18 protein-coding genes are annotated in these 16,884 nt (G+C 63.0%); 12 read left to right on the forward strand and 6 right to left on the reverse strand.

Annotated elements, in window-relative coordinates:
- Positions 1 to 1,015, forward strand: a 1,015-nt coding sequence (locus AS156_RS34600; protein WP_082747544.1) for an IS630 family transposase, incomplete at its 5' end; no start/stop codon positions are given.
- A gap of 9 nt (positions 1,016 to 1,024) precedes the next feature.
- On the opposite strand, the gene AS156_RS34605 is transcribed toward AS156_RS34600, so the two are convergent.
- Positions 1,025 to 1,702 carry a DUF599 domain-containing protein gene (locus tag AS156_RS34605; protein WP_066513849.1) on the reverse strand — a complete coding sequence of 226 codons (678 nt, stop codon included), beginning with the start codon at positions 1,700 to 1,702 and terminating at the stop codon, positions 1,025 to 1,027.
- A gap of 104 nt (positions 1,703 to 1,806) precedes the next feature.
- Between AS156_RS34605 and AS156_RS34610 the strand changes: the two genes are divergently transcribed.
- From AS156_RS34610 to AS156_RS34630, 5 genes are all read left to right on the forward strand, one after another.
- A complete protein-coding gene (locus AS156_RS34610) occupies positions 1,807 to 2,460 on the forward strand; it encodes a glutathione S-transferase family protein (protein ID WP_066514112.1) in 654 nt (217 codons plus the stop codon).
- A 115-nt stretch (positions 2,461 to 2,575) separates the two neighbouring features.
- Positions 2,576 to 2,944 carry a YidB family protein gene (locus AS156_RS34615; RefSeq protein WP_066513850.1) on the forward strand — a complete coding sequence of 123 codons (369 nt, stop codon included), beginning with the start codon at positions 2,576 to 2,578 and terminating at the stop codon, positions 2,942 to 2,944.
- Positions 2,945 to 3,160: 216 nt separating this feature from the next.
- Entirely contained in the window at positions 3,161 to 3,364 is a 204-nt protein-coding gene (locus tag AS156_RS34620) for a hypothetical protein (RefSeq protein ID WP_136626590.1), read from the forward strand.
- Positions 3,365 to 3,518: 154 nt separating this feature from the next.
- Positions 3,519 to 4,442, forward strand: a complete 924-nt coding sequence (locus AS156_RS34625) for a hypothetical protein (RefSeq protein WP_066513851.1) — start codon at positions 3,519 to 3,521, stop codon at positions 4,440 to 4,442.
- A 148-nt stretch (positions 4,443 to 4,590) separates the two neighbouring features.
- Positions 4,591 to 5,031 (forward strand): DUF1489 family protein, encoded by a 441-nt coding sequence (locus tag AS156_RS34630; RefSeq protein WP_066513852.1) that lies wholly within the window; start codon positions 4,591 to 4,593, stop codon positions 5,029 to 5,031.
- 61 nt (positions 5,032 to 5,092) lie between these two features.
- Here AS156_RS34630 and AS156_RS34635 read toward each other — a convergent pair whose 3' ends face one another.
- Together AS156_RS34635 and panC are read right to left on the reverse strand one after the other, a co-directional pair.
- Entirely contained in the window at positions 5,093 to 5,848 is a 756-nt protein-coding gene (locus tag AS156_RS34635) for a hypothetical protein (protein ID WP_066513853.1), read from the reverse strand.
- Positions 5,849 to 6,048: 200 nt separating this feature from the next.
- On the reverse strand, positions 6,049 to 6,900 hold the full coding sequence (gene panC / locus AS156_RS34640; protein WP_066513854.1) for a pantoate--beta-alanine ligase: 852 nt from the start codon (positions 6,898 to 6,900) through the stop codon (positions 6,049 to 6,051).
- Between the two features lie 320 nt (positions 6,901 to 7,220).
- On the opposite strand from panC, the gene AS156_RS34645 reads away from it, so the two are divergent.
- From AS156_RS34645 to AS156_RS34655, 3 genes are all read left to right on the forward strand, one after another.
- Positions 7,221 to 8,144, forward strand: a complete 924-nt coding sequence (locus AS156_RS34645) for a division plane positioning ATPase MipZ (protein ID WP_066513855.1) — start codon at positions 7,221 to 7,223, stop codon at positions 8,142 to 8,144.
- Positions 8,145 to 8,556: 412 nt separating this feature from the next.
- On the forward strand, positions 8,557 to 9,504 hold the full coding sequence (locus AS156_RS34650) for an alpha/beta fold hydrolase (protein WP_066513856.1): 948 nt from the start codon (positions 8,557 to 8,559) through the stop codon (positions 9,502 to 9,504).
- Between the two features lie 100 nt (positions 9,505 to 9,604).
- Entirely contained in the window at positions 9,605 to 10,372 is a 768-nt protein-coding gene (locus AS156_RS34655) for a hypothetical protein (protein ID WP_066513857.1), read from the forward strand.
- A 13-nt stretch (positions 10,373 to 10,385) separates the two neighbouring features.
- On the opposite strand, the gene AS156_RS34660 is transcribed toward AS156_RS34655, so the two are convergent.
- A complete protein-coding gene (locus AS156_RS34660; protein ID WP_066513858.1) occupies positions 10,386 to 10,793 on the reverse strand; it encodes a DUF302 domain-containing protein in 408 nt (135 codons plus the stop codon).
- A gap of 139 nt (positions 10,794 to 10,932) precedes the next feature.
- Here AS156_RS34660 and AS156_RS34665 point away from each other — a divergent pair, with 139 nt between their 5' ends.
- The gene (locus tag AS156_RS34665) at positions 10,933 to 11,655 is read left to right on the forward strand and encodes a DnaJ domain-containing protein (protein ID WP_066513859.1); all 723 of its coding nucleotides are present in this window, start codon (positions 10,933 to 10,935) and stop codon (positions 11,653 to 11,655) included.
- A 321-nt stretch (positions 11,656 to 11,976) separates the two neighbouring features.
- Here AS156_RS34665 and AS156_RS34670 read toward each other — a convergent pair whose 3' ends face one another.
- Complete coding sequence (locus AS156_RS34670; protein ID WP_066513860.1) at positions 11,977 to 13,734, reverse strand: D-alanyl-D-alanine carboxypeptidase; 1,758 nt, start codon at positions 13,732 to 13,734, stop codon at positions 11,977 to 11,979.
- A gap of 425 nt (positions 13,735 to 14,159) precedes the next feature.
- Here AS156_RS34670 and AS156_RS34675 point away from each other — a divergent pair, with 425 nt between their 5' ends.
- Positions 14,160 to 14,495: a phasin family protein gene (locus AS156_RS34675; protein WP_066513861.1), complete on the forward strand. Its 336-nt coding sequence runs from the start codon at positions 14,160 to 14,162 to the stop codon at positions 14,493 to 14,495.
- 75 nt (positions 14,496 to 14,570) lie between these two features.
- Here the strand turns inward: AS156_RS34675 and AS156_RS34680 are convergent, their stop codons facing one another.
- Positions 14,571 to 15,992 carry a TadE/TadG family type IV pilus assembly protein gene (locus AS156_RS34680; protein WP_066513862.1) on the reverse strand — a complete coding sequence of 474 codons (1,422 nt, stop codon included), beginning with the start codon at positions 15,990 to 15,992 and terminating at the stop codon, positions 14,571 to 14,573.
- A gap of 482 nt (positions 15,993 to 16,474) precedes the next feature.
- Between AS156_RS34680 and clpS the strand changes: the two genes are divergently transcribed.
- Positions 16,475 to 16,807: an ATP-dependent Clp protease adapter ClpS gene (gene clpS, locus AS156_RS34690; protein ID WP_066513864.1), complete on the forward strand. Its 333-nt coding sequence runs from the start codon at positions 16,475 to 16,477 to the stop codon at positions 16,805 to 16,807.
- Positions 16,808 to 16,884 lie beyond the last annotated feature (77 nt).

The raw sequence follows: 16,884 nt of genomic DNA on the forward strand, positions 1-16,884 counted from the left end.
GCTTGAGGCGTGTTGTCGCTCACCGATGACATTGCAGCGCGATTTGAAGCGGGCGCGGATAGTCCTGTTAGCGGCGGACGGGCGCAGCACCCGGTCGATCGCCAAGGAAGTTGGGGTCCAGCCGCGGATTGTCAGCGTTTGGCGGCATCGCTATGCCGACCAAGGCCTTGAAGGGCTGCAAGACAAGCCGCGGCCCGGCAAGCAGCCGATCTATACGAAGACGACCGACAAGCGGATTCTGAAGCTGCTGGATAAGCCGCCCCCGCAAGGGTTTGCGCGCTGGACCGGCCCTCTGCTGGCCGAGGCGCTAGGCGATGTTGACGTCCAATATGTCTGGCGGTTCCTGCGCAGCCACAAGATTGACCTCGCGGCTCGCAAGTCCTGGTGTGAGAGCAACGACCCGAACTTTACGGCCAAAGCCGCCGATGTCGTTGGCCTTTACGTCGCCCCGCCGGCGAAGGCTATTGTGCTCTGCGTGGACGAGAAGCCCTCGATCCAGGCTTTGGAGCGAGCGCAGGGCTATCTGAAGTTGCCCAATGGCCGCGCCTTGACCGGCCAGAGCCACGATTACAAGCGGCATGGCACCACGACATTGTTTGCAGCGCTCGAAGTCGCCACCGGAAAGATCATCGCTACGCATTCAAAACGCCGTCGCCGTGTCGAGTTTCTCGATTTCATGAACAGCCTCACCGCGGCCTTTCCGGGCCGAAAGCTTCACGTCATCCTCGACAACCTCAACACCCACAAGAAGAATGAGAGCTGGCTCAAGGCCCATCCCAATGTGCAATTCCATTTCACACCGACGAGTGCGTCCTGGCTCAACCAGATCGAGGTATGGTTCTCAATCCTGCAGGGGCAGTCGCTCAGCGGCACCTCCTTCACAAGCCTCAAGCAGCTTCAGGAACACATCGATGCCTACGTCAACGCCTACAACGACAAAGCCGAGCCCTTCGTCTGGACCAAGAAAAAGATCCGTCAACGCCGTTTCAAGGGCCGCCGTATCAATCAACTCTGATTCCGGGTACTAGCTCTCCATCGCCCGCCAGGCATTCGAGACGAATTGCCGGCGCCAGATCACGATCACCACGGCCGCGGTGGTGATGAACAGCAGCCAGGGGCTGACGAACCAGCCGAGATAGCCGAGCGCGAAGAAGAACGCGCGCTGGCCGCGGTTGAAGTGCTGGCCAGCATTCTCGAACATCCGCGTGGTGCGGATCACATGGGCTTCCGCCTCCGGCGTGTCGCGCTGGGTGGCCGGCGGCATTGCGCCGAACAGGATCGCCACATAGTTGAACAGGCGATAGGCCCAGGCGAATTTGAAGAAGGTGTAGATGAAGATCAGGATCAGCCCGACGCATTTGATCTCCCACAGCGCGGGCGAGGGGCTCAGATTGACCGGGAGCGTCCCCAGCACGGCGATCGCATCGCTGGTTGCGCGCAGCAGCGTCAGCGCGCCGCCGATCGCGATCAGGCTGGTCGAGGCAAAGAACGCGGTGCCGTTCTGCAAGCTCGCCATGATCTGCATGTCGACCATCCGCGCATCGCGGTTGAGCAGGTTTCTGACCCAGATCTCACGATAGACATGCATGCGCGACGACAGGCTGTCGCGGCCGTAGGTGGTGTGCTCCAGCGTGATGGCATAGACCAGCCATTCGATGACGAAGAAGCTGACCGCGACGACATCGACCCAATAGCCCGTCATGTTGCCTTTCCCCGAGACTGCGCGGCCGCATCACGTGTGATGTACAGGTTGGACGCGTGCAATGCACTATGGCAAAATGCGCGCTGCAACAGGATTCTCCCGACATGCTGAAGCTCGTCATCGGCAACAAGAACTATTCGTCATGGTCGCTGCGACCGTGGCTAGCGCTGCGCGCCAACAACATCCCGTTCGAGGAAATCTTCATTCCGCTTTACACCGACCAGGCCGACAAGGATCGCATCCTTGCCGTCAGCAAGGCCGGCAAGGTGCCGACGCTGATCGACGGCGACATCACGGTGTGGGACTCGCTTGCGATCATCGAGTATCTCGCGGAGCGATTTCCCGACACCAAGCTCTGGCCGGCGGACCGCGCGGCGCGCGCCCATGCCCGGGCGATCTCGGCGGAAATGCATTCCGGCTTCATGGCGCTGCGCAACGAATGCGGCATGAACCTGCACCGGCCGATCCGCGCCGTCGCCCTGTCGGACGATGCCCGCGCCAACGTTGCACGGGTTCAGGAGATCTGGGCCGATTGCCACGCGCGCTACGGCAAGCAGGGGCCGTTCCTGTTCGGTGCATTCTCCGGCGCGGATGCGATGTACGCCCCCGTGGTGCATCGTTTCCGCACCTACGCAATCCCGGTGAAGCCGGAGGCGCAGCACTATGTCGATGCGATGATGGCGCTACCGGCATTCCAGGAATGGACCCGCGACGGCCTCGCCGAGACGCTTCTGATCGATCGATTCGAGCACGTCTGATACGCGCATCGACTGCCGAATTGTGACAGCCGGGCCAAACATCGCGGCTTGACGCCGCGGTGCCAAAGGGTGTGAATCTGCAACCAGTCTTTGCAATCGCGAAAGGACTAAGACCATGGGCATTCTCGATTCTTTGGAAAATTCGCCGGAGCTGAAAGGGATGCTTGGCCAGCTTGGCGCGGCGGTCATTCCCGCTGTGCTCGGCGAAGTGCTGGGCAATGGCGGGCAGGGCGGACTGTCGGCGATCGTCGCCAAGCTTGAGCAGGCCGGCCTCGGCGACCAGGTCAAATCCTGGATCGGTAACGGACAGAACCTGCCGATCACAGCCGACCAACTCCAGCAGGTGCTCGGCAGCGATACGGTCAAGCAGCTGGCTGCGAGGTTCAACATTCCGGTCGACCAGCTCTCCAAGGTGCTTGCCCAGGCGCTTCCGGGTGCAGTCGATAGCGCGAGCCCCGACGGCAAGCTGCCGCACACTGCCTAACGCCCTGGAATCGGGTTCCGCGGAACATCGGCCGGGGAATTCCTCGTGGCACGCAAATTGCTCTCTATCGCCCTGAAAACTCTGCAAAAATTAGGCATTGGCCATGTCCCGATCCTGCTGGATTTCGGGCTCGTCCGTGTGCTAGCTTGCTGCAGGGTTCTCAATAGGTTGGCCAGTGCTAGCGGGACAGTAGGCACGGCCAGCAATCTCTAGAAAATGGAGAGGGCGTTGAAGCATAAGTTCACCGTTGGAGAGACTGTGTATTTTACTGCCAGCAACGTGGCGCGTCCTGCCGCGAGTGGCACCTACCAGGTGATCCGCCTGCTGCCGACGGACGGCGACGACTGCCAGTACCGCATCAAGAGCTCGACCGAAGCTTTCGAACGTGTGGCCAAGGAGAGTCAGCTCGCGCTGTCCTGACGGAACTGTGCGCAAGCCGGCGGGTTGAGCGTTTCCGCCCCCGCCGCCGCTAAAAGGCCCTGTTCGCAGACCCATTCTGCCGAAGGTTGGACGCCGGGGTGGCCGCGTCCCACCGTCGGTGATTGTGCTTATGCTGCGTTGAGGGACATCGCGGATGAATTGGGCTTGGACTTCTTCGCTGGATCAGATCTGGCGCTCGCCGACCTTTCCGATGTGGCTGACGCTGGCCGCGGCAGGTTTTTTTGGCATTGTCGTACTGGTCACGCTGCTCCGCGCGGAGAAGTCCGTCGCCAATGGCGCGTTGACGGTGATCACCTTGCTGTCGATTGCGGTTGCGGTCGCTGCGACGATCCGAGGCTTCACGCCGGGCGGGCAGGCCGCGCCGGCTGAGACACGTACCGCCGAGGCAACGAGTTCGACGCTGCCGGCGCTCGCCTGCGTCGATGATCTGGCCGGCGATGCTGTCCTGAATGCCTGCGAGAAGGTGCTGTTCGGTTCGGCGGAGTCAGCTGCGGCGGCCGTCAGCTATGCTTCCGCGCAGATATCACGCCTGACTTCGTTCGGCGATCTCGCGACGGCCGATCGCAATGCGACCACTGAGGTGCAGGCGCTGCGTCGTGCGGTCGAGCACGACCGTTACGGCTTGATGGCCTATGTGCTGATGGCGCGTGACCACTGTACGCCGACCGCGTGCCCTGCGTTCCGCTCGCTCGGCGACAATCATCAGGTCGTCGCCAACATGAATGACCGGACCTACGAGAACCTGATCACCCGCTATGCGGCCTCCTGGAACGCGCCGCTCGGCCTGCCGCCGACGGCCGCTGGGCTGGTGGCCGGATTGCCGCCGTCGATGCCGACGGGCAGGCCGACCAATGCCGAGTTTCCGAGCTCGGCGTCGACGCCGCCGGTCAGCATCATGACGACAGAGCCGGCCAAGCCGCCGGCCGCAGCTCCGCCGCCCGCACGCCCCGCCGTTGCGGCGAAGCGGTCACCGGCGCCGAAGCGCGCGCCAGTCCAGCTCGCGCCGCCGCCGGCTGCGCCCGCAGCGCCCGCGCCAGCCGCCGCGAACCAGGACTAGCAGCGAGGAGGTCTGGCTGAACCGCCGTCGCGTGCGAGCGACGGCCTGGACCTGATGCCAGCACAGATCCGTTCTGTTTGTCGCCGCTATCCACTGTTCCCGATCCTGCTCCCTTTTCAAAGCCTGCGCCGCTCGCTAAATCCGGCGCATGCCGCTTCATCTCATCAAGCTTGCCGTCGGTTGCGAGTCCGTCAAGGAACTCAAGGGCTGGGTCGCCGAACGGATGGCGACCGCGAAGAAAAAGGGCCTGCCGCTCCGTCACGTCCACATCACCCGTATGACGCCGAAGCGCGACGAGGAAATCCTCGCTGGCGGCTCGCTTTATTGGGTGATCAAGGGCGAGATCGCTGCGCGCGAGAAGATCATCGCGATCGAGCCGTTCCGCGACAAGGACGGCATCGGGCGTTGCCGGCTGGTCATGCAGCCCAAGGTGATCGCGGTGTCGCCGCGGCCGATGCGGCCGTTCCAGGGGTGGCGTTACTTGACCGCGGACTCCGCACCATCAGACCTCACCAAATCGAGCGCGGCCACCGTGGCGTCGATGCCCGAGCCGATGCGCCGCGAGCTGCGCGATCTCGGATTGCTGTAAGCAGTCGGATTGCTGTGAGCAATCGGATTGCCGTAGACGACCGCGCAACGGCCGGTGCGGATCACGGCGACGTGGTCACCAGATGCAGCCGGCTCCATTGCGAGGCCGGGATCTCGACATAGCGGCCGGCTTCCGTACTGCCGACGGTGACGTCGAACAGTTCATGGTCGATGCCCATCTCGCCGAGATACCTGCGGAACTGATCGGTGAAGATCATGGTGAGGCTTTCGCGGTGCTCGGTCGAGACGTTGGGCGCGAGCCGGTTGTGGATCGCCATGGTGCTGGTCAGGATCACGCGATTGCCGGGCGGGAGGCTGCGATGCACGCCGCCTGCCAGCATCAACACGCAGGCAAGATCGCAGGGGGCACCTGAGAGCGTCTCTTTGGCATCCAGCGGGCCGCCGGGCCGCTTCAGCACAAAGCAGTCCGCGTCGGATTTCCCGCTGCAGGTCTCGACCTCGGTTGCCGCGACCGCGGCGTCGATGCCACGATCGCGCAGGATGTGGCCGAGGCTGGCGGCGACGGTGAGGTCGGACGGCCCCTTGATGTTGATCACCACCGGGAGCTTGCGCCCGGCCTGCCTGTCCAGGATCGCCAGCAGGCGCTTGTAGGTGTCCCATTGCACGGCGCCTTCGGCGGCGATCCAGTCGGAGCAGCCGGGGCCGCAGGCATCGGGAGCGCCGTGCGCGACGTAGAAGATCATCGCGCCAGGCGCCGAATTGACGCCGCCGACCGCCGGCCGGGTCTGCGCCTGCGCCCCGCCAATGGCCAGCAGCGCGCCGCCGAGGATAATGGTCTGCCTGAAAAAACGAGTCATGCCGATCGCCCCTGAAAGGCGCGATCATCCACGCGCCGCGCGGGCGGCGCAAGCACGACGCAACCCTCGCAGTGGCTAAAGCGCGATGAGATTGGGTTGAATCGTCATCGCGCTTTAGCTCCTTGTTTGAGCATGATCTCCGCGCAAACGCTTCGCGTTTGTCGCGAGGGAAAACCGCTGCACTCTTTCCGGATCATGCTCTAGACCGCGATGTTGTCGATCAGGCGCGTGGTGCCGAGCTTTGCCGCAACCAGCATCCGCATCGGGCCGTCCTTGAGCGAGCCGATCGGCGCCAACGTGGCGGCGTGACGGACCTCGAGATAGTCGAGCACGAAGCCTGCCTTGGTGATCGCCGCGGCGCCCGCCGCCATTGCCTTGGCGGTGTTCTCGCCGGCGCGCAGGCGGGCCGCGGTGTCCTTCATTACCCGATTGAGCGCCGGGGCGGCGCGCCGCTCCTCGGCCGAGAGGTAGACGTTGCGCGAGGACATCGCGAGGCCGTCGCGCTCGCGCACCGTCTTCGACCCGATCACCTTGACGCCGAGGTCGAGGTCCGCGGCCATCTGGGTCACGACGCGCAGTTGCTGGAAGTCCTTCTCGCCGAAGATCGCGACGTCAGGCCGGACCTGCGTGAACAGCTTGCCGACCACGGTGGCGACGCCGCCGAAGAAATGCGGCCGGAAACGATCCTCCAGTCCGGCGGTGGCCGGCCCCTCCGGCACGATCCGGGTGGCGAAGCCGTCCGGGTACATCGCCTTCACCTCCGGGTGCCAGACCAGGTCGACGCCCTCGTCGGCGAGTTTGGCGATGTCAGCCTTCCAGGTACGCGGATACGAGCCGAAATCCTCGGTCGGCGCGAACTGCGTCGGGTTGACGAAGATCGAGACGACGACCCGCTTGGCGCGACGCTTGGCGAGCCGCACCAGCGACACATGCCCGTCATGGAGAGCTCCCATGGTTGGCACCAGCGCAATCGTTGCCTTCTTGGCGCGCAAGGCCTCGACGGTGCGGCGCAGGGCGGGAACTGTACGGACGACGGCAGGATTTCTCGGCATCGGGTCTCGGTCTCTTGGGGCGTGCCTTGGGTGAGGCGGCCTGGGTGACGTAGTTTGGTGAAGTGGCTTGCGAGGTAAGCGGCGCGGCGGGCCGGGTGAGTTTACCAAGACCGCAACGTAGCCTGCAAATCGGCGTGGCAGGACAGCATTACCCGACTCCCAATTTTTGCGGACCAGCGGCTTTGTGCTGCCGATCGACGCAGTCGTTTAATTCAATCGATTCATGATGAAGGACGGCACGAATCGATTTCGTGCCGGCGCGATGCAATTCACTTGACCGCAGCCACGCTCGATTTGAAGATCATACTAGGGGTTGAGTCATGTTAGTGCAGGCTAGTCAGGGTCAATCCGGCTCTGCGCATGTTGTTGTGCTGGGCAACGAGAAGGGCGGTTCGGGCAAGTCGACCACCGCCCTGCATATCGCTGTCGCGCTGTTGAAGGCCGGCCAGCGCGTCGCCAGCATCGATCTCGACTGCCGCCAGCAAAGTTTCACCCGCTATATCGACAACCGCCGAGCCTGGGCGCGGCGCTCCGGGCTCGACCTCGCGCTTCCCGTGCACACCTGCATCAAGTACGGCGAGACGATGCAGATCGCCGAGAACGAGAACGCCGAGTTTCAGCAGTTCATGGAGGCGGTGAGCGCGGTCGAGCGTGCCTATGATTTCATCGTGATCGATACGCCGGGCTCGGACAGCTACCTGATGCGGCTGGCGCATTCGATGGCCGACACGCTGGTGACCCCGATCAACGACAGTTTCCTCGACTTCGACGTGCTGGGCACCGTCGATCCCGCCACCTATGCGGTGATCGGCGAGAGCCACTATGCCGAGATGGTGCGCGACACCAGGCGCAAGCGCCGCCAGCTCGACGGCGCCACCACGGACTGGATCGTGGTCCGCAACCGTCTCTCGATGCTCGGCTCGCGCAACAAGCAGCTCGTCGCCGACGGCCTGAAGCAATTGTCGCTCCGGCTCGGGTTCCGCTCGGTTGACGGCTTCGCGGAGCGGGTGGTGTATCGCGAGTTCTTTCCCCGGGGGCTCACCGCGCTCGACGACATCGACGAGGCAACGCTCGGAACCCGTCCGAGCATGGGCCACGTGACCGCGCGCGAGGAGGTCACGAGCCTGCTGCGCCAGCTGAAGCTGCCGCTCGACGAGCGCGGCCGGCGGCGGGCAGCCAACCGGGCTGAATGGTTCAGCCAGGTCGACAAGCCGCTCGAAGTTCACGACATCATCGGGAGTTAGGCGGCCGGCCGGGGAACTTGGATGCCCTTGCGGGAGGTCATTTTGCAATCCGCCCTCAACAGGTGACTAATGTCACTGTTATTAGTTTGTGAATTGGCTCTATTCCTGCCTCGAATTCACCAATTTCGCCGCCAAAAAGGCGGAACAAAGCTGACCACCCCTGGTTTTCTCAGCCTCTGGCAGGCCCTCGAACCGATATGAGGTGACTGGTAGCTTCTGGTAATAAGGCACCTCCTCCTGTGCGATTTGGCTTAAAGTGCACAAGCGGTAGGTGCACCGCACAACGAACGTGCTGCAGAAACACAAGATTTGGACTTCCTGTCACGCCGCTGTGACATATATGCTCAAGAAGGAGGCCGAAGAGTCTCCGGCCAAAGATAGCCCTTGAATTGGCGGGCGCCTCGAGGACGTCATGAAACGTGGAATTATCGTTCTGCTTTCGCTCTCCGTGGTGGTCACGGCGGCCTATTTCTCAGCGAGCAAGTGGGCGATCCGTCACGAAACTATCATGTTCAACGATCCGACGCGTAACGAACGCCCGGTCGCGGTCGATGTCGCCGTCCGTCGTGACAAGGAGATGCAGGCCGACGCCGGCATGATCACGCTGCCGGTCGCGATCCTCAATCACGGCAATACCGTCAAGTTTACCGAATATTCCTTCCTCGCGAACGTGTTCGCCGCGCGCGGCTATCTGGCGATCAGCATTCAGAACGACATCCCGTCGGACGGGCCGATGGTGACGAAGGTCGGCGAACTCTATGTCGGCCGTCTGCCGCAGTATCAGCGCGGCATCACCAACATCAAGTTCGCCATCGACCAGATGAAGAAGATCCAGCCGAACGCGGATTACAGCAAATTGACGATGGTCGGCCATTCGAATGGCGGCGACATCGCGATGTACTTCGCCAAGCAGTATCCCGACGAGATCAAGAAGGTCGTGACGCTGGATAACCTGCGCGTGCCGTTCATCACCGACGGCAAGTTCAAGATCCTGTCGTTCCGCTCCCATGATCCGCAGTTCAAGACCGATCCGGGCGTCGTTCCGGACGAGCAGGAATGCGAGAAGGCCGGCATCACCGTCGTGAACACCAACTTCCAGCACAACGACATGCGTGACACCGGACCGGAGCAGGCTAAGGACTCGATCGAGGCCAAGCTTGATAAATTCCTCGCCGAGACCGACGCCGACGCCGAGATCGCCCCGGTCGACACCAGGAGCGCGCCGCCGAAGATCCTGGAGCCCGGTCCGGTCTCGCTTTACGTGCCGGTCGACAAGGCCCAGAGCTTCACCGACAAGGTGAAGGAGGCGCTACGCCTGAAGAAGACGACCGAAAGGGAGTCGTCGCGGGCCACCAACTGATCCCTGGTGGCTCCGGGTTCTAACGGGGCACGCTGCCTCGCTGCATTGACCAGTCCGAAATGGTGGCCCACATAGTGCTTGCTACAAGAGGCAAGCGCTGATGGCTGGCGATCCGACCAAACCGACATCCGGAAACGACGTGCGCCCGGCGAATTCGCCCGAGGCGCGCAAGTCTGGCACTTTGCCGGATGCGCGAAGGTCAACCTCCGACGACATCGCCGCATTCGTCGCGCAGGCGCGCGCGACGTCGCCGCATCGTGCCGGCGCGCGCGGCAGGCTGGTGTTCGCGCTCGACGCCACGATGAGCCGGCAGCCGACCTGGGACATGGCCTGCGCGCTGCAGGCCGACATGTTCCGCGAGGCCGGATCGCTCGGCAGCCTCGACATCCGTCTCGTCTACTATCGCGGCTTCAATGAGTGCCGCGCCACCGGGTGGATTTCCGACAGCGCGCAGCTCGCGAAGCTGATGGGCAAGATCGCCTGCCAGGGCGGCAATACGCAGATCGGGAAGGTGCTTTCGGACGCGCGCCGCGAGGCGGTCGCCGCCGGCGTGCGCGCGGTCGTGTTCGTGGGCGATGCGATGGAAGAGAATGTCGACGAGCTCTGCGCGAAGGCGGGTGAGCTCGGCCTGCTCAAGGTGCCCGTCTTCATGTTCCAGGAAGGCGGGGACGCGGTTGCCGAGCAGACGTTTCGCGAGATCGCGCGCCTGACCGGCGGTGCATGGTGCAGGTTTGATCCCGGCGCGGCCGCCCAGCTCCGCGAGCTCCTGCGCGCCGCTGCAGCCTACGTTGTCGGCGGCCGCGACGCGCTGCAGCAACTGGCGAAGAGCGCGAGCGGTGCGGCCAGGCTGATCGGTCAGATGAAATGAACGATGCGCTGCGTCACGCAGCCGGCGACGTCACCGCTTTGGCGACCGCGCCAAGCATGGTCGACATGTTGGCGGTCACGGTCTTCGTCCGATCCGTCACGCCGTGCCGCTGCGCAATCCATGCGGGGTCGTTGTAGGACAGCCAGGTGTCGCCCGCGGCGTCCTGCCAGATCAGCGCCTTCAGCGGCAGATCGATTCCGGCCGTCTGTGATGCCTGCATCAGCGGCGTGCCGCCCTTGGCGTTGCCGAACACTACAACCTCGGTCGGACGGAGCTCGAGGCCAACGCCGGCTGCGCCCGCGGCATGATCGATCTGCGCGAACACGGTGAGCCCGCTCGCCTGCAATTCGGCCTTGAGTCTTTCGGTCGTCTCCTTCGGTCCGAAACTGCTTCGCAGGTTCACCAGTCCTTCAACCGCCATCGTAGTTCCTCCGCTCCGACTTCGGTCAGCCTAGAGCATTTTCGCTTCTGATTGAATCAGAACCGAAGTTCCAGATTCTTGTCTTGAAGCGTGTTCTTCACGCGATGCTTTTTGTTCCGGGGATGCGTATAGTTCGCGCATGCCAACCCTGATCGCCGGCATCGTTGCCGTAATCGTGCTTTATTCCGCGCTGCAGATGTTTCGTGCGGCCAATCCGGCCGTGCTCGCGCGCGTCATCAAGATCATCGGCGGGGTCCTCGCGCTCGCCGTCGCAGCCTTCACCGGCGTGAGGGGCGAACTGGCGGTCGCTATTCCGCTCGGCATCTTCGGTGCGGGATTGCTCGGCTGGTCACCGTTCGGGAACACGGGCTTTCCCAATCTCGGCGGTATGTTCGGCGGCACGCAGCGTACGGCGGGGCAAAGCTCGCGGGTGCGGTCGCAGTATCTCGACATGAGCCTCGATCACAACAGCGGCGTCCTCAGGGGCCAGATCGTGGACGGACCGCATGCCGGCCACGCGCTCGACGAGTTCGATCTGCCGCAGCTGCTGGCGATGATGCCGGCGTTCGATGCCGAGAGCGTCGCGCTACTTGAAAGCTACCTGGACCGCCGGTTTCCCGCCTGGCGTCAGAACGCGCAGGACGACCGGGCAGGGGGGCAGCGCCGCGCGGCGGCGAGTGGCAAAATGACGAACGAGGAGGCCTATCAGATCCTTGGCCTGCAGCCGGGGGCGTCGCGCGACGAGATCAGCCGTGCCCACCGCACCCTGATGAAGAAACTGCATCCCGACCAGGGGGGCTCTACGTACCTCGCTGCCCGTGTAAACGAGGCCAAGGATACTCTGCTTCGCACGCATCTCTAACTCCGGCACGCTACCAACGCCACAAGCCGAGAGCTGCCTTCCGTCTCTGGTCGATGCCCCTGGAGCATGATCTCCGCGCAAACGCCTGGCGTCTGTCGCGAGGGAAACGCGGATTGCAGTTTCCCGGTCATGCTGACCACCCGCCGTTATCCGGCGTGGTGGCTCATCCTTTCGTGAAAACTTAACCGTAAAATCTTGACGAGAAGTTTTCGCACCGTGGATGCGCGCGGATTGGCTGATCAACTTTGATGACCGCGCGCCAAAAGCAACAGGGCCGGCGCTTGCGGCGCCGGCCCTGCGAGTTTCAGATGCTGAGGTCGATCAGTTGCGAACGGTGATGCAGGAGATGTCCGCGCGCTTCAGCGTTCGGCAGACGGCTTCGGCCTGATCGCGCTCGAGACCGGCGAAGCGGGCGCGGTAGAACTTGCGATCGCCCTTGGCAACCGACTCTGTGAACGGATCGGCCTTGCTGAGCATGCCGCGGGCCGAGTTGCGGGCGAGATCGATGCGTTCCTTGGCTTCGCCCTCGGACGCCAGCGCGCCGACCTGGACAATCCAGCCGGTGTGAGCGATCGCGGGCTTGGCCGTGCTGGTCTGATTGCGAGAGGGTTCGATCGAGGCCACGGCCTGGGGCGCGGCCGGAGCAGGCGCCTGTACAGCCGAGGCCGGCAGCACGCCGAGAATGCCCTTTCCGGTCCCGAAATTGGCCGGCTGCGGTGGCATATCGGGCTCGGCGGCCCGCGCCATCATCGCGTTGGAGGTCTCGGCGACCTCGTTGCGCGACGGGATCGTGTTGGTGATCGGGGGAGCGGACTGCGCAGGGCCTGCCGCAGCGAGCTTGATCTGCCCGGCCTTGACCTGAACGGTCTTCACCTTCACCGGCTTCATCGGTTCAGCCGAGCCGGGGATCGCGGCCATCGCCTGGGTCTGGATCACACCGCTGGTCAGCGGCGCCGGCTCGGGCTTGGCCTGCGGCGCGGGCTTGGCCGGCAGCGGCGGCAGGGCGGCGGCCGCTGCGGCCATCAGCGAGGGCTTGTTGGCTGGGCGGGACGGCTGCATCGCGGCGGAAGCCGGCTCGGAAGCGGCGGCGACGCTCTCCGTCGGGCGGGGCGCGTCATCGGCATCAGCCACCTCGACATTGGCGTTGGCCGGGTTGCGCTCGGTGATCGCAGCGACGGTGCGGGTCGTCGCAGCCTTGGCGAGGTTCTCGGCGAGCAGGTTGCGCATGATGGCGTCGCGGGAGCCGCCGCTGCGGCCGCCGAATACCACGCCGATCAGGAAGCGGTTGCCGCGATGCATCGAGGTGACGAGGTTGAAGCCGGAGGCGCGGATGTAGCCGGTCTTGATGCCGTCGACGCCCTCGACGCTGCCGAGCAGATGATTGTGACCGGTGATGGTGTGACCGCGGAAATTGAAAGCCGTCGTCGAGAAGTAGCGATAGTAGCGCGGAAAGCGATCCTGCAGCGCGCGGCCCAGGATCGACTGATCGCGCGCCGTGGTCACCTGTTCGTCGTTGGGCAGGCCGGAGGCGTTGCGATAAACGGTGCGGCTCATGCCGAGCGCGCGTGCCTTGCGCGTCATCATCCTGGCGAAATCGTCTTCGCTGCCGCCGACCGCCTCGGCGATCACGACCGCGGCGTCATTGGCCGAGCGCGTGACGACGCCCTTGATGGCGTCCTCGACCCTGATGGTCTGGCCCGGCCGCAGGCCGAGCTTGGTCGGGTCCTGCTCGGAGGCGTGCTCGGACACCGGCATCTCGGTGTCGAGCTTCATCTTGCCGGAGTCGAGACGCTCGAACAGCATGTAGAGCGTCATCATCTTGGTGAGGGAAGCGGGGTGGCGCAGGCTGTCGGGGCTGTTGGCGGCCAGCACCGCGCCGGAATTGCCGTCGACGACGATCGAGGCAAATCGCGGGCTGTCGCTCTCGCGCGTCTCCTGGCTCTGGTGATGGCGAACATGACGATGCCGGTAGCGGCGCGCTTCAGCGCTATCGCTGATCAGGATCGCGGTCGTCAGGGTAACGAGCCCGAGAACGCCAACTCGCAACGCACGCGAGGAAGCCATGGTTGTACGAAGCATTTACTTCCCCGTCCCAATTTCTATCTGAATCACCGGTTCGTGAGGCGAAATTGTGCCCTACGGCCGCCGATCCTTGCCTGCGCAACACGCCAATCCGGGCAGAACGCCTGACCCCACTGGCTGCTCAGGTTGCTCTTCTAGCTAAGGTGCTGTTCACAAACAGCTTTCAGGGCTGTCTGTCGGAAGGCGAACAAAGTCCGGGAATCAAGTTAGGCGGCCTGAGTTTCCAAAAGATTAAGCAACCGTTGCGTAGTCCCCCGGGGTTTATCGCAAATGCCCAGGACCCAGGCATTTCGTTTTGTGCGATGCACAAGATTCCTTGACTTCATTGTGCGGTGCACTATGTTGGCCGCGTCAGGGGGCCGGGAGCTTCCCGGCAATAATGAGACATTGCGTTTTTCAAGTCTGGGATAAGGAACTCCACCATGGTCAAGATCGAAGACATTCAGAGCTACGGCAAGCAGCACCTGGAATCGGTGACTGCGTCCGCGAGCAACCTGCAGAGCGGCGTTCAGGCGATCGCCACCGCCTACGGCGACTACGCCAAGAAGTCCTACGAAGATACCAAGTCGTTTGTTGAGAAGCTGTCGGGCGTGAAGTCGCTGGACAAGGCGATCGAGGCGCAGACCGAGTTCGCGCGTGCGTCCTACGAGACCTTCGTTGCTGAATCGCAGAAGATCGCCGGCCTCTACGGCGACTGCGCCAAGCAGACCTTCAAGCCGTTCGAAGGCCTGGTTTCGAAGTTCTCGCCTGCTCAGTAAGCGGCGCAGAAATTCCAAAAATCAAAAGCCCGGCCGAAATGGCCGGGCTTTTTTGTTGTCTCTGAAGCAGGGCGGCTATTTCGATACGCGCAGTTTCGAGAGTTGCGTTCCGATGGTGTTGAACACCGTCAGAACCTGGCTGGCCGTCGTGACGAGAAAGAACTGGCCGGGGTTGCTTGCGCAATATTGCAGCACCGGTGAGGTCGGATCGGCGGGCGTGCCGGTGTTCACTTGGATCGTATAAATCGTATACGCCGGTTTGCCGGTCTTGGGATCGATCGTGTTCTTGATGTTGTCGCAAAGGATCTTCTGCCGGGCGTCGATCTGCCCGCCAAACTGGGTGCTGCCGTCGCCATAGGAAGGCCAGCGGTCTTCGGTGTTGAGACCATCGGACAGGATAATGATAGCCCTGGTATAGTTGTAGTTCGGATCCTCAGCCGGCGCGTTCAGTGGTGCGATCGATTGCAACGATTGCCATGCCCAGGCGATACCGATCGGCTGGTTGGTGCCGCCGGTCGGCTGCATGGCGTTGATCATGGTCTTGATCGACGACCAGTCGTAGCTGAGCGGCATGATTTGCTGCAGAGGAGGATTGTTGCCCGGCTTGCAATACGACTGGCCGTTTTCATAATACTCCTCGGCCGGGAACAGGGTCGCGACATTGGTCGACGTCGGCGCAGTACTCTGTGTGTCATAGGGCTGGGTACGGTCGGTGACGCAGCCCGTCCATGTGTTGTGGTTGGCCGGCGTCCAGGTCTTGCCGGCGCTCACGCAGGACGCCTGATTGGTGTACCAGTTCCTGCTGCAGGTGCCGTTGGCAGCATTCCAGTCCGTCCAGTCAATCCAGTTTGCCGCGAAATTGCTGGCGCCGACGTTGACGTCCTTAGCGAACGGGACGACCGAAATATAGACGTCGCCTGGGTTTTTCGCGAGCGCGCTGAGCTGGTCGACCAAGTTGGAGGCGGCGGTGCGCAAGGCCCCGATCTTGCCGTTGGCGGCCATCGATCCGGTATTGTCGAGTGCCATCGCCACGCGCATCCTGTTGATGCCCCAAGTCGAGGTCGAACTGACACCGAACTTCATGTTCGGAAAGCCCATGAGCTTCATGAAGTCGGTATTGATCGAGCCGGACCCGTTGATCTGTATCGTGGAACTGTTGGAGCCGCTGGCTGCCGTGTAGCTCGCGGTGACCGTGACGGACTTGGCGTCGGGATTGGTGTAGAGCGCCGAGAAATAGGCCTGCGCCTGGGTGCCGATCTGGGACGTCGTGATGGTGCCTGATGTCAGATCCTTGGACACCATCAGCACCGTTGAATCGAGCGCCGACTGCATCGAGGAGCGGGCATTGTTGACGCGAGAATAGTCGACCGCCACACCGACGAAGCTGATGATCGGCACGGCTGCCAGGGTGAAGAGGACCGCGATATTGCCCTCCGTCGCCGAAAAAAAGCGGCCGACGGCCGCCCGGGTTCGACTGAAAATGGCTTTACCAAGCATGACGTTCTCATCGAATGGATTGCGCGCGCCATCTCCATGGCTGCAGCTAAACAGACGATGAATCCCGTTGTCGAAACGGGCCGGAGCCCGCCAGGGGATACCTGAAAGCGGCAAAATGGCCGCGTTATCCTCAACGCCCGCTAAACCGGGGTGCGGACTCCTTTGTCAAATCGGCCAGAAACGATTAACCTTGGCGCGATTGCCGCGACGGGAGTCGATCGGGCCAGGACAGCTACGGGCGTCTTTTCGGCGCTTGCGGCGGGACGCCCCCGGGCCCATATTCGGAGAGCCGATCCAGCCGCTGGGTCGGACCGGGAGCGGCAATCTGGAAAGCGTTGCTGGAGGTTCCGCGATGGGTTGCTGCGGCAAATCGCGTTACATCCCCGATGCGCTTACCGGTTTCCCCTGGGAATTCGAACGCCTGAGCCATGTCGCGATCCACGTCCACAGCCCTTTCGTCGCCAGCGGCGTCAGTGCCCAAAATGAGCAATGACGAGAACCGCAATGGAGGGCCGAGCGGCCCGTCGACCTCGGTCATCACCAAGGTCAAACCGAAGACCAAACGTCCGAACCTGTACCGCGTCCTGATCCTGAACGACGACTACACGCCGATGGAGTTCGTCGTTCACGTGCTGGAGAGGTTCTTCAACAAGGACGCCGAGGCGGCGACCAAGATCATGCTCCATGTCCATCATCACGGGATCGGCGAGTGCGGCGTGTTTACCTACGAGATCGCCGAAACCAAAGTGACGCAGGTCATGGATTTCGCACGCAAGCATCAGCATCCGTTGCAATGCGTGATGGAAAAGAAATAGGTCGCCGGTAACCGCCGATCCGCCGCCTGAGCGGAACGGCTCTTGCATCGATATTCCTGACGGACGCGAATGGCATC

The sequence above is a fragment of the Bradyrhizobium macuxiense genome (assembly GCF_001542415.1).
In the GTDB taxonomy this organism is placed as follows: Bacteria; Pseudomonadota; Alphaproteobacteria; order Rhizobiales; family Xanthobacteraceae; genus Bradyrhizobium; species Bradyrhizobium macuxiense.

Bases quoted from the DNA above. Each gene is read 5' to 3' on its own strand.
- AS156_RS34605 (WP_066513849.1), bottom strand. From the start codon at position 1,702: ATGACGGGCTATTGGGTCGATGTCGTCGCGGTCAGCTTCTTCGTCATC.
- AS156_RS34610 (WP_066514112.1), top strand. From the start codon at position 1,807: ATGCTGAAGCTCGTCATCGGCAACAAGAACTATTCGTCATGGTCGCTG.
- AS156_RS34615 (WP_066513850.1), top strand. From the start codon at position 2,576: ATGGGCATTCTCGATTCTTTGGAAAATTCGCCGGAGCTGAAAGGGATG.
- AS156_RS34620 (WP_136626590.1), top strand. From the start codon at position 3,161: ATGGAGAGGGCGTTGAAGCATAAGTTCACCGTTGGAGAGACTGTGTAT.
- AS156_RS34625 (WP_066513851.1), top strand. From the start codon at position 3,519: ATGAATTGGGCTTGGACTTCTTCGCTGGATCAGATCTGGCGCTCGCCG.
- AS156_RS34630 (WP_066513852.1), top strand. From the start codon at position 4,591: ATGCCGCTTCATCTCATCAAGCTTGCCGTCGGTTGCGAGTCCGTCAAG.
- AS156_RS34635 (WP_066513853.1), bottom strand. From the start codon at position 5,848: ATGACTCGTTTTTTCAGGCAGACCATTATCCTCGGCGGCGCGCTGCTG.
- panC (WP_066513854.1), bottom strand. From the start codon at position 6,900: ATGCCGAGAAATCCTGCCGTCGTCCGTACAGTTCCCGCCCTGCGCCGC.
- AS156_RS34645 (WP_066513855.1), top strand. From the start codon at position 7,221: ATGTTAGTGCAGGCTAGTCAGGGTCAATCCGGCTCTGCGCATGTTGTT.
- AS156_RS34650 (WP_066513856.1), top strand. From the start codon at position 8,557: ATGAAACGTGGAATTATCGTTCTGCTTTCGCTCTCCGTGGTGGTCACG.
- AS156_RS34655 (WP_066513857.1), top strand. From the start codon at position 9,605: ATGGCTGGCGATCCGACCAAACCGACATCCGGAAACGACGTGCGCCCG.
- AS156_RS34660 (WP_066513858.1), bottom strand. From the start codon at position 10,793: ATGGCGGTTGAAGGACTGGTGAACCTGCGAAGCAGTTTCGGACCGAAG.
- AS156_RS34665 (WP_066513859.1), top strand. From the start codon at position 10,933: ATGCCAACCCTGATCGCCGGCATCGTTGCCGTAATCGTGCTTTATTCC.
- AS156_RS34670 (WP_066513860.1), bottom strand. From the start codon at position 13,734: ATGCTTCGTACAACCATGGCTTCCTCGCGTGCGTTGCGAGTTGGCGTT.
- AS156_RS34675 (WP_066513861.1), top strand. From the start codon at position 14,160: ATGGTCAAGATCGAAGACATTCAGAGCTACGGCAAGCAGCACCTGGAA.
- AS156_RS34680 (WP_066513862.1), bottom strand. From the start codon at position 15,992: ATGCTTGGTAAAGCCATTTTCAGTCGAACCCGGGCGGCCGTCGGCCGC.
- clpS (WP_066513864.1), top strand. From the start codon at position 16,475: ATGAGCAATGACGAGAACCGCAATGGAGGGCCGAGCGGCCCGTCGACC.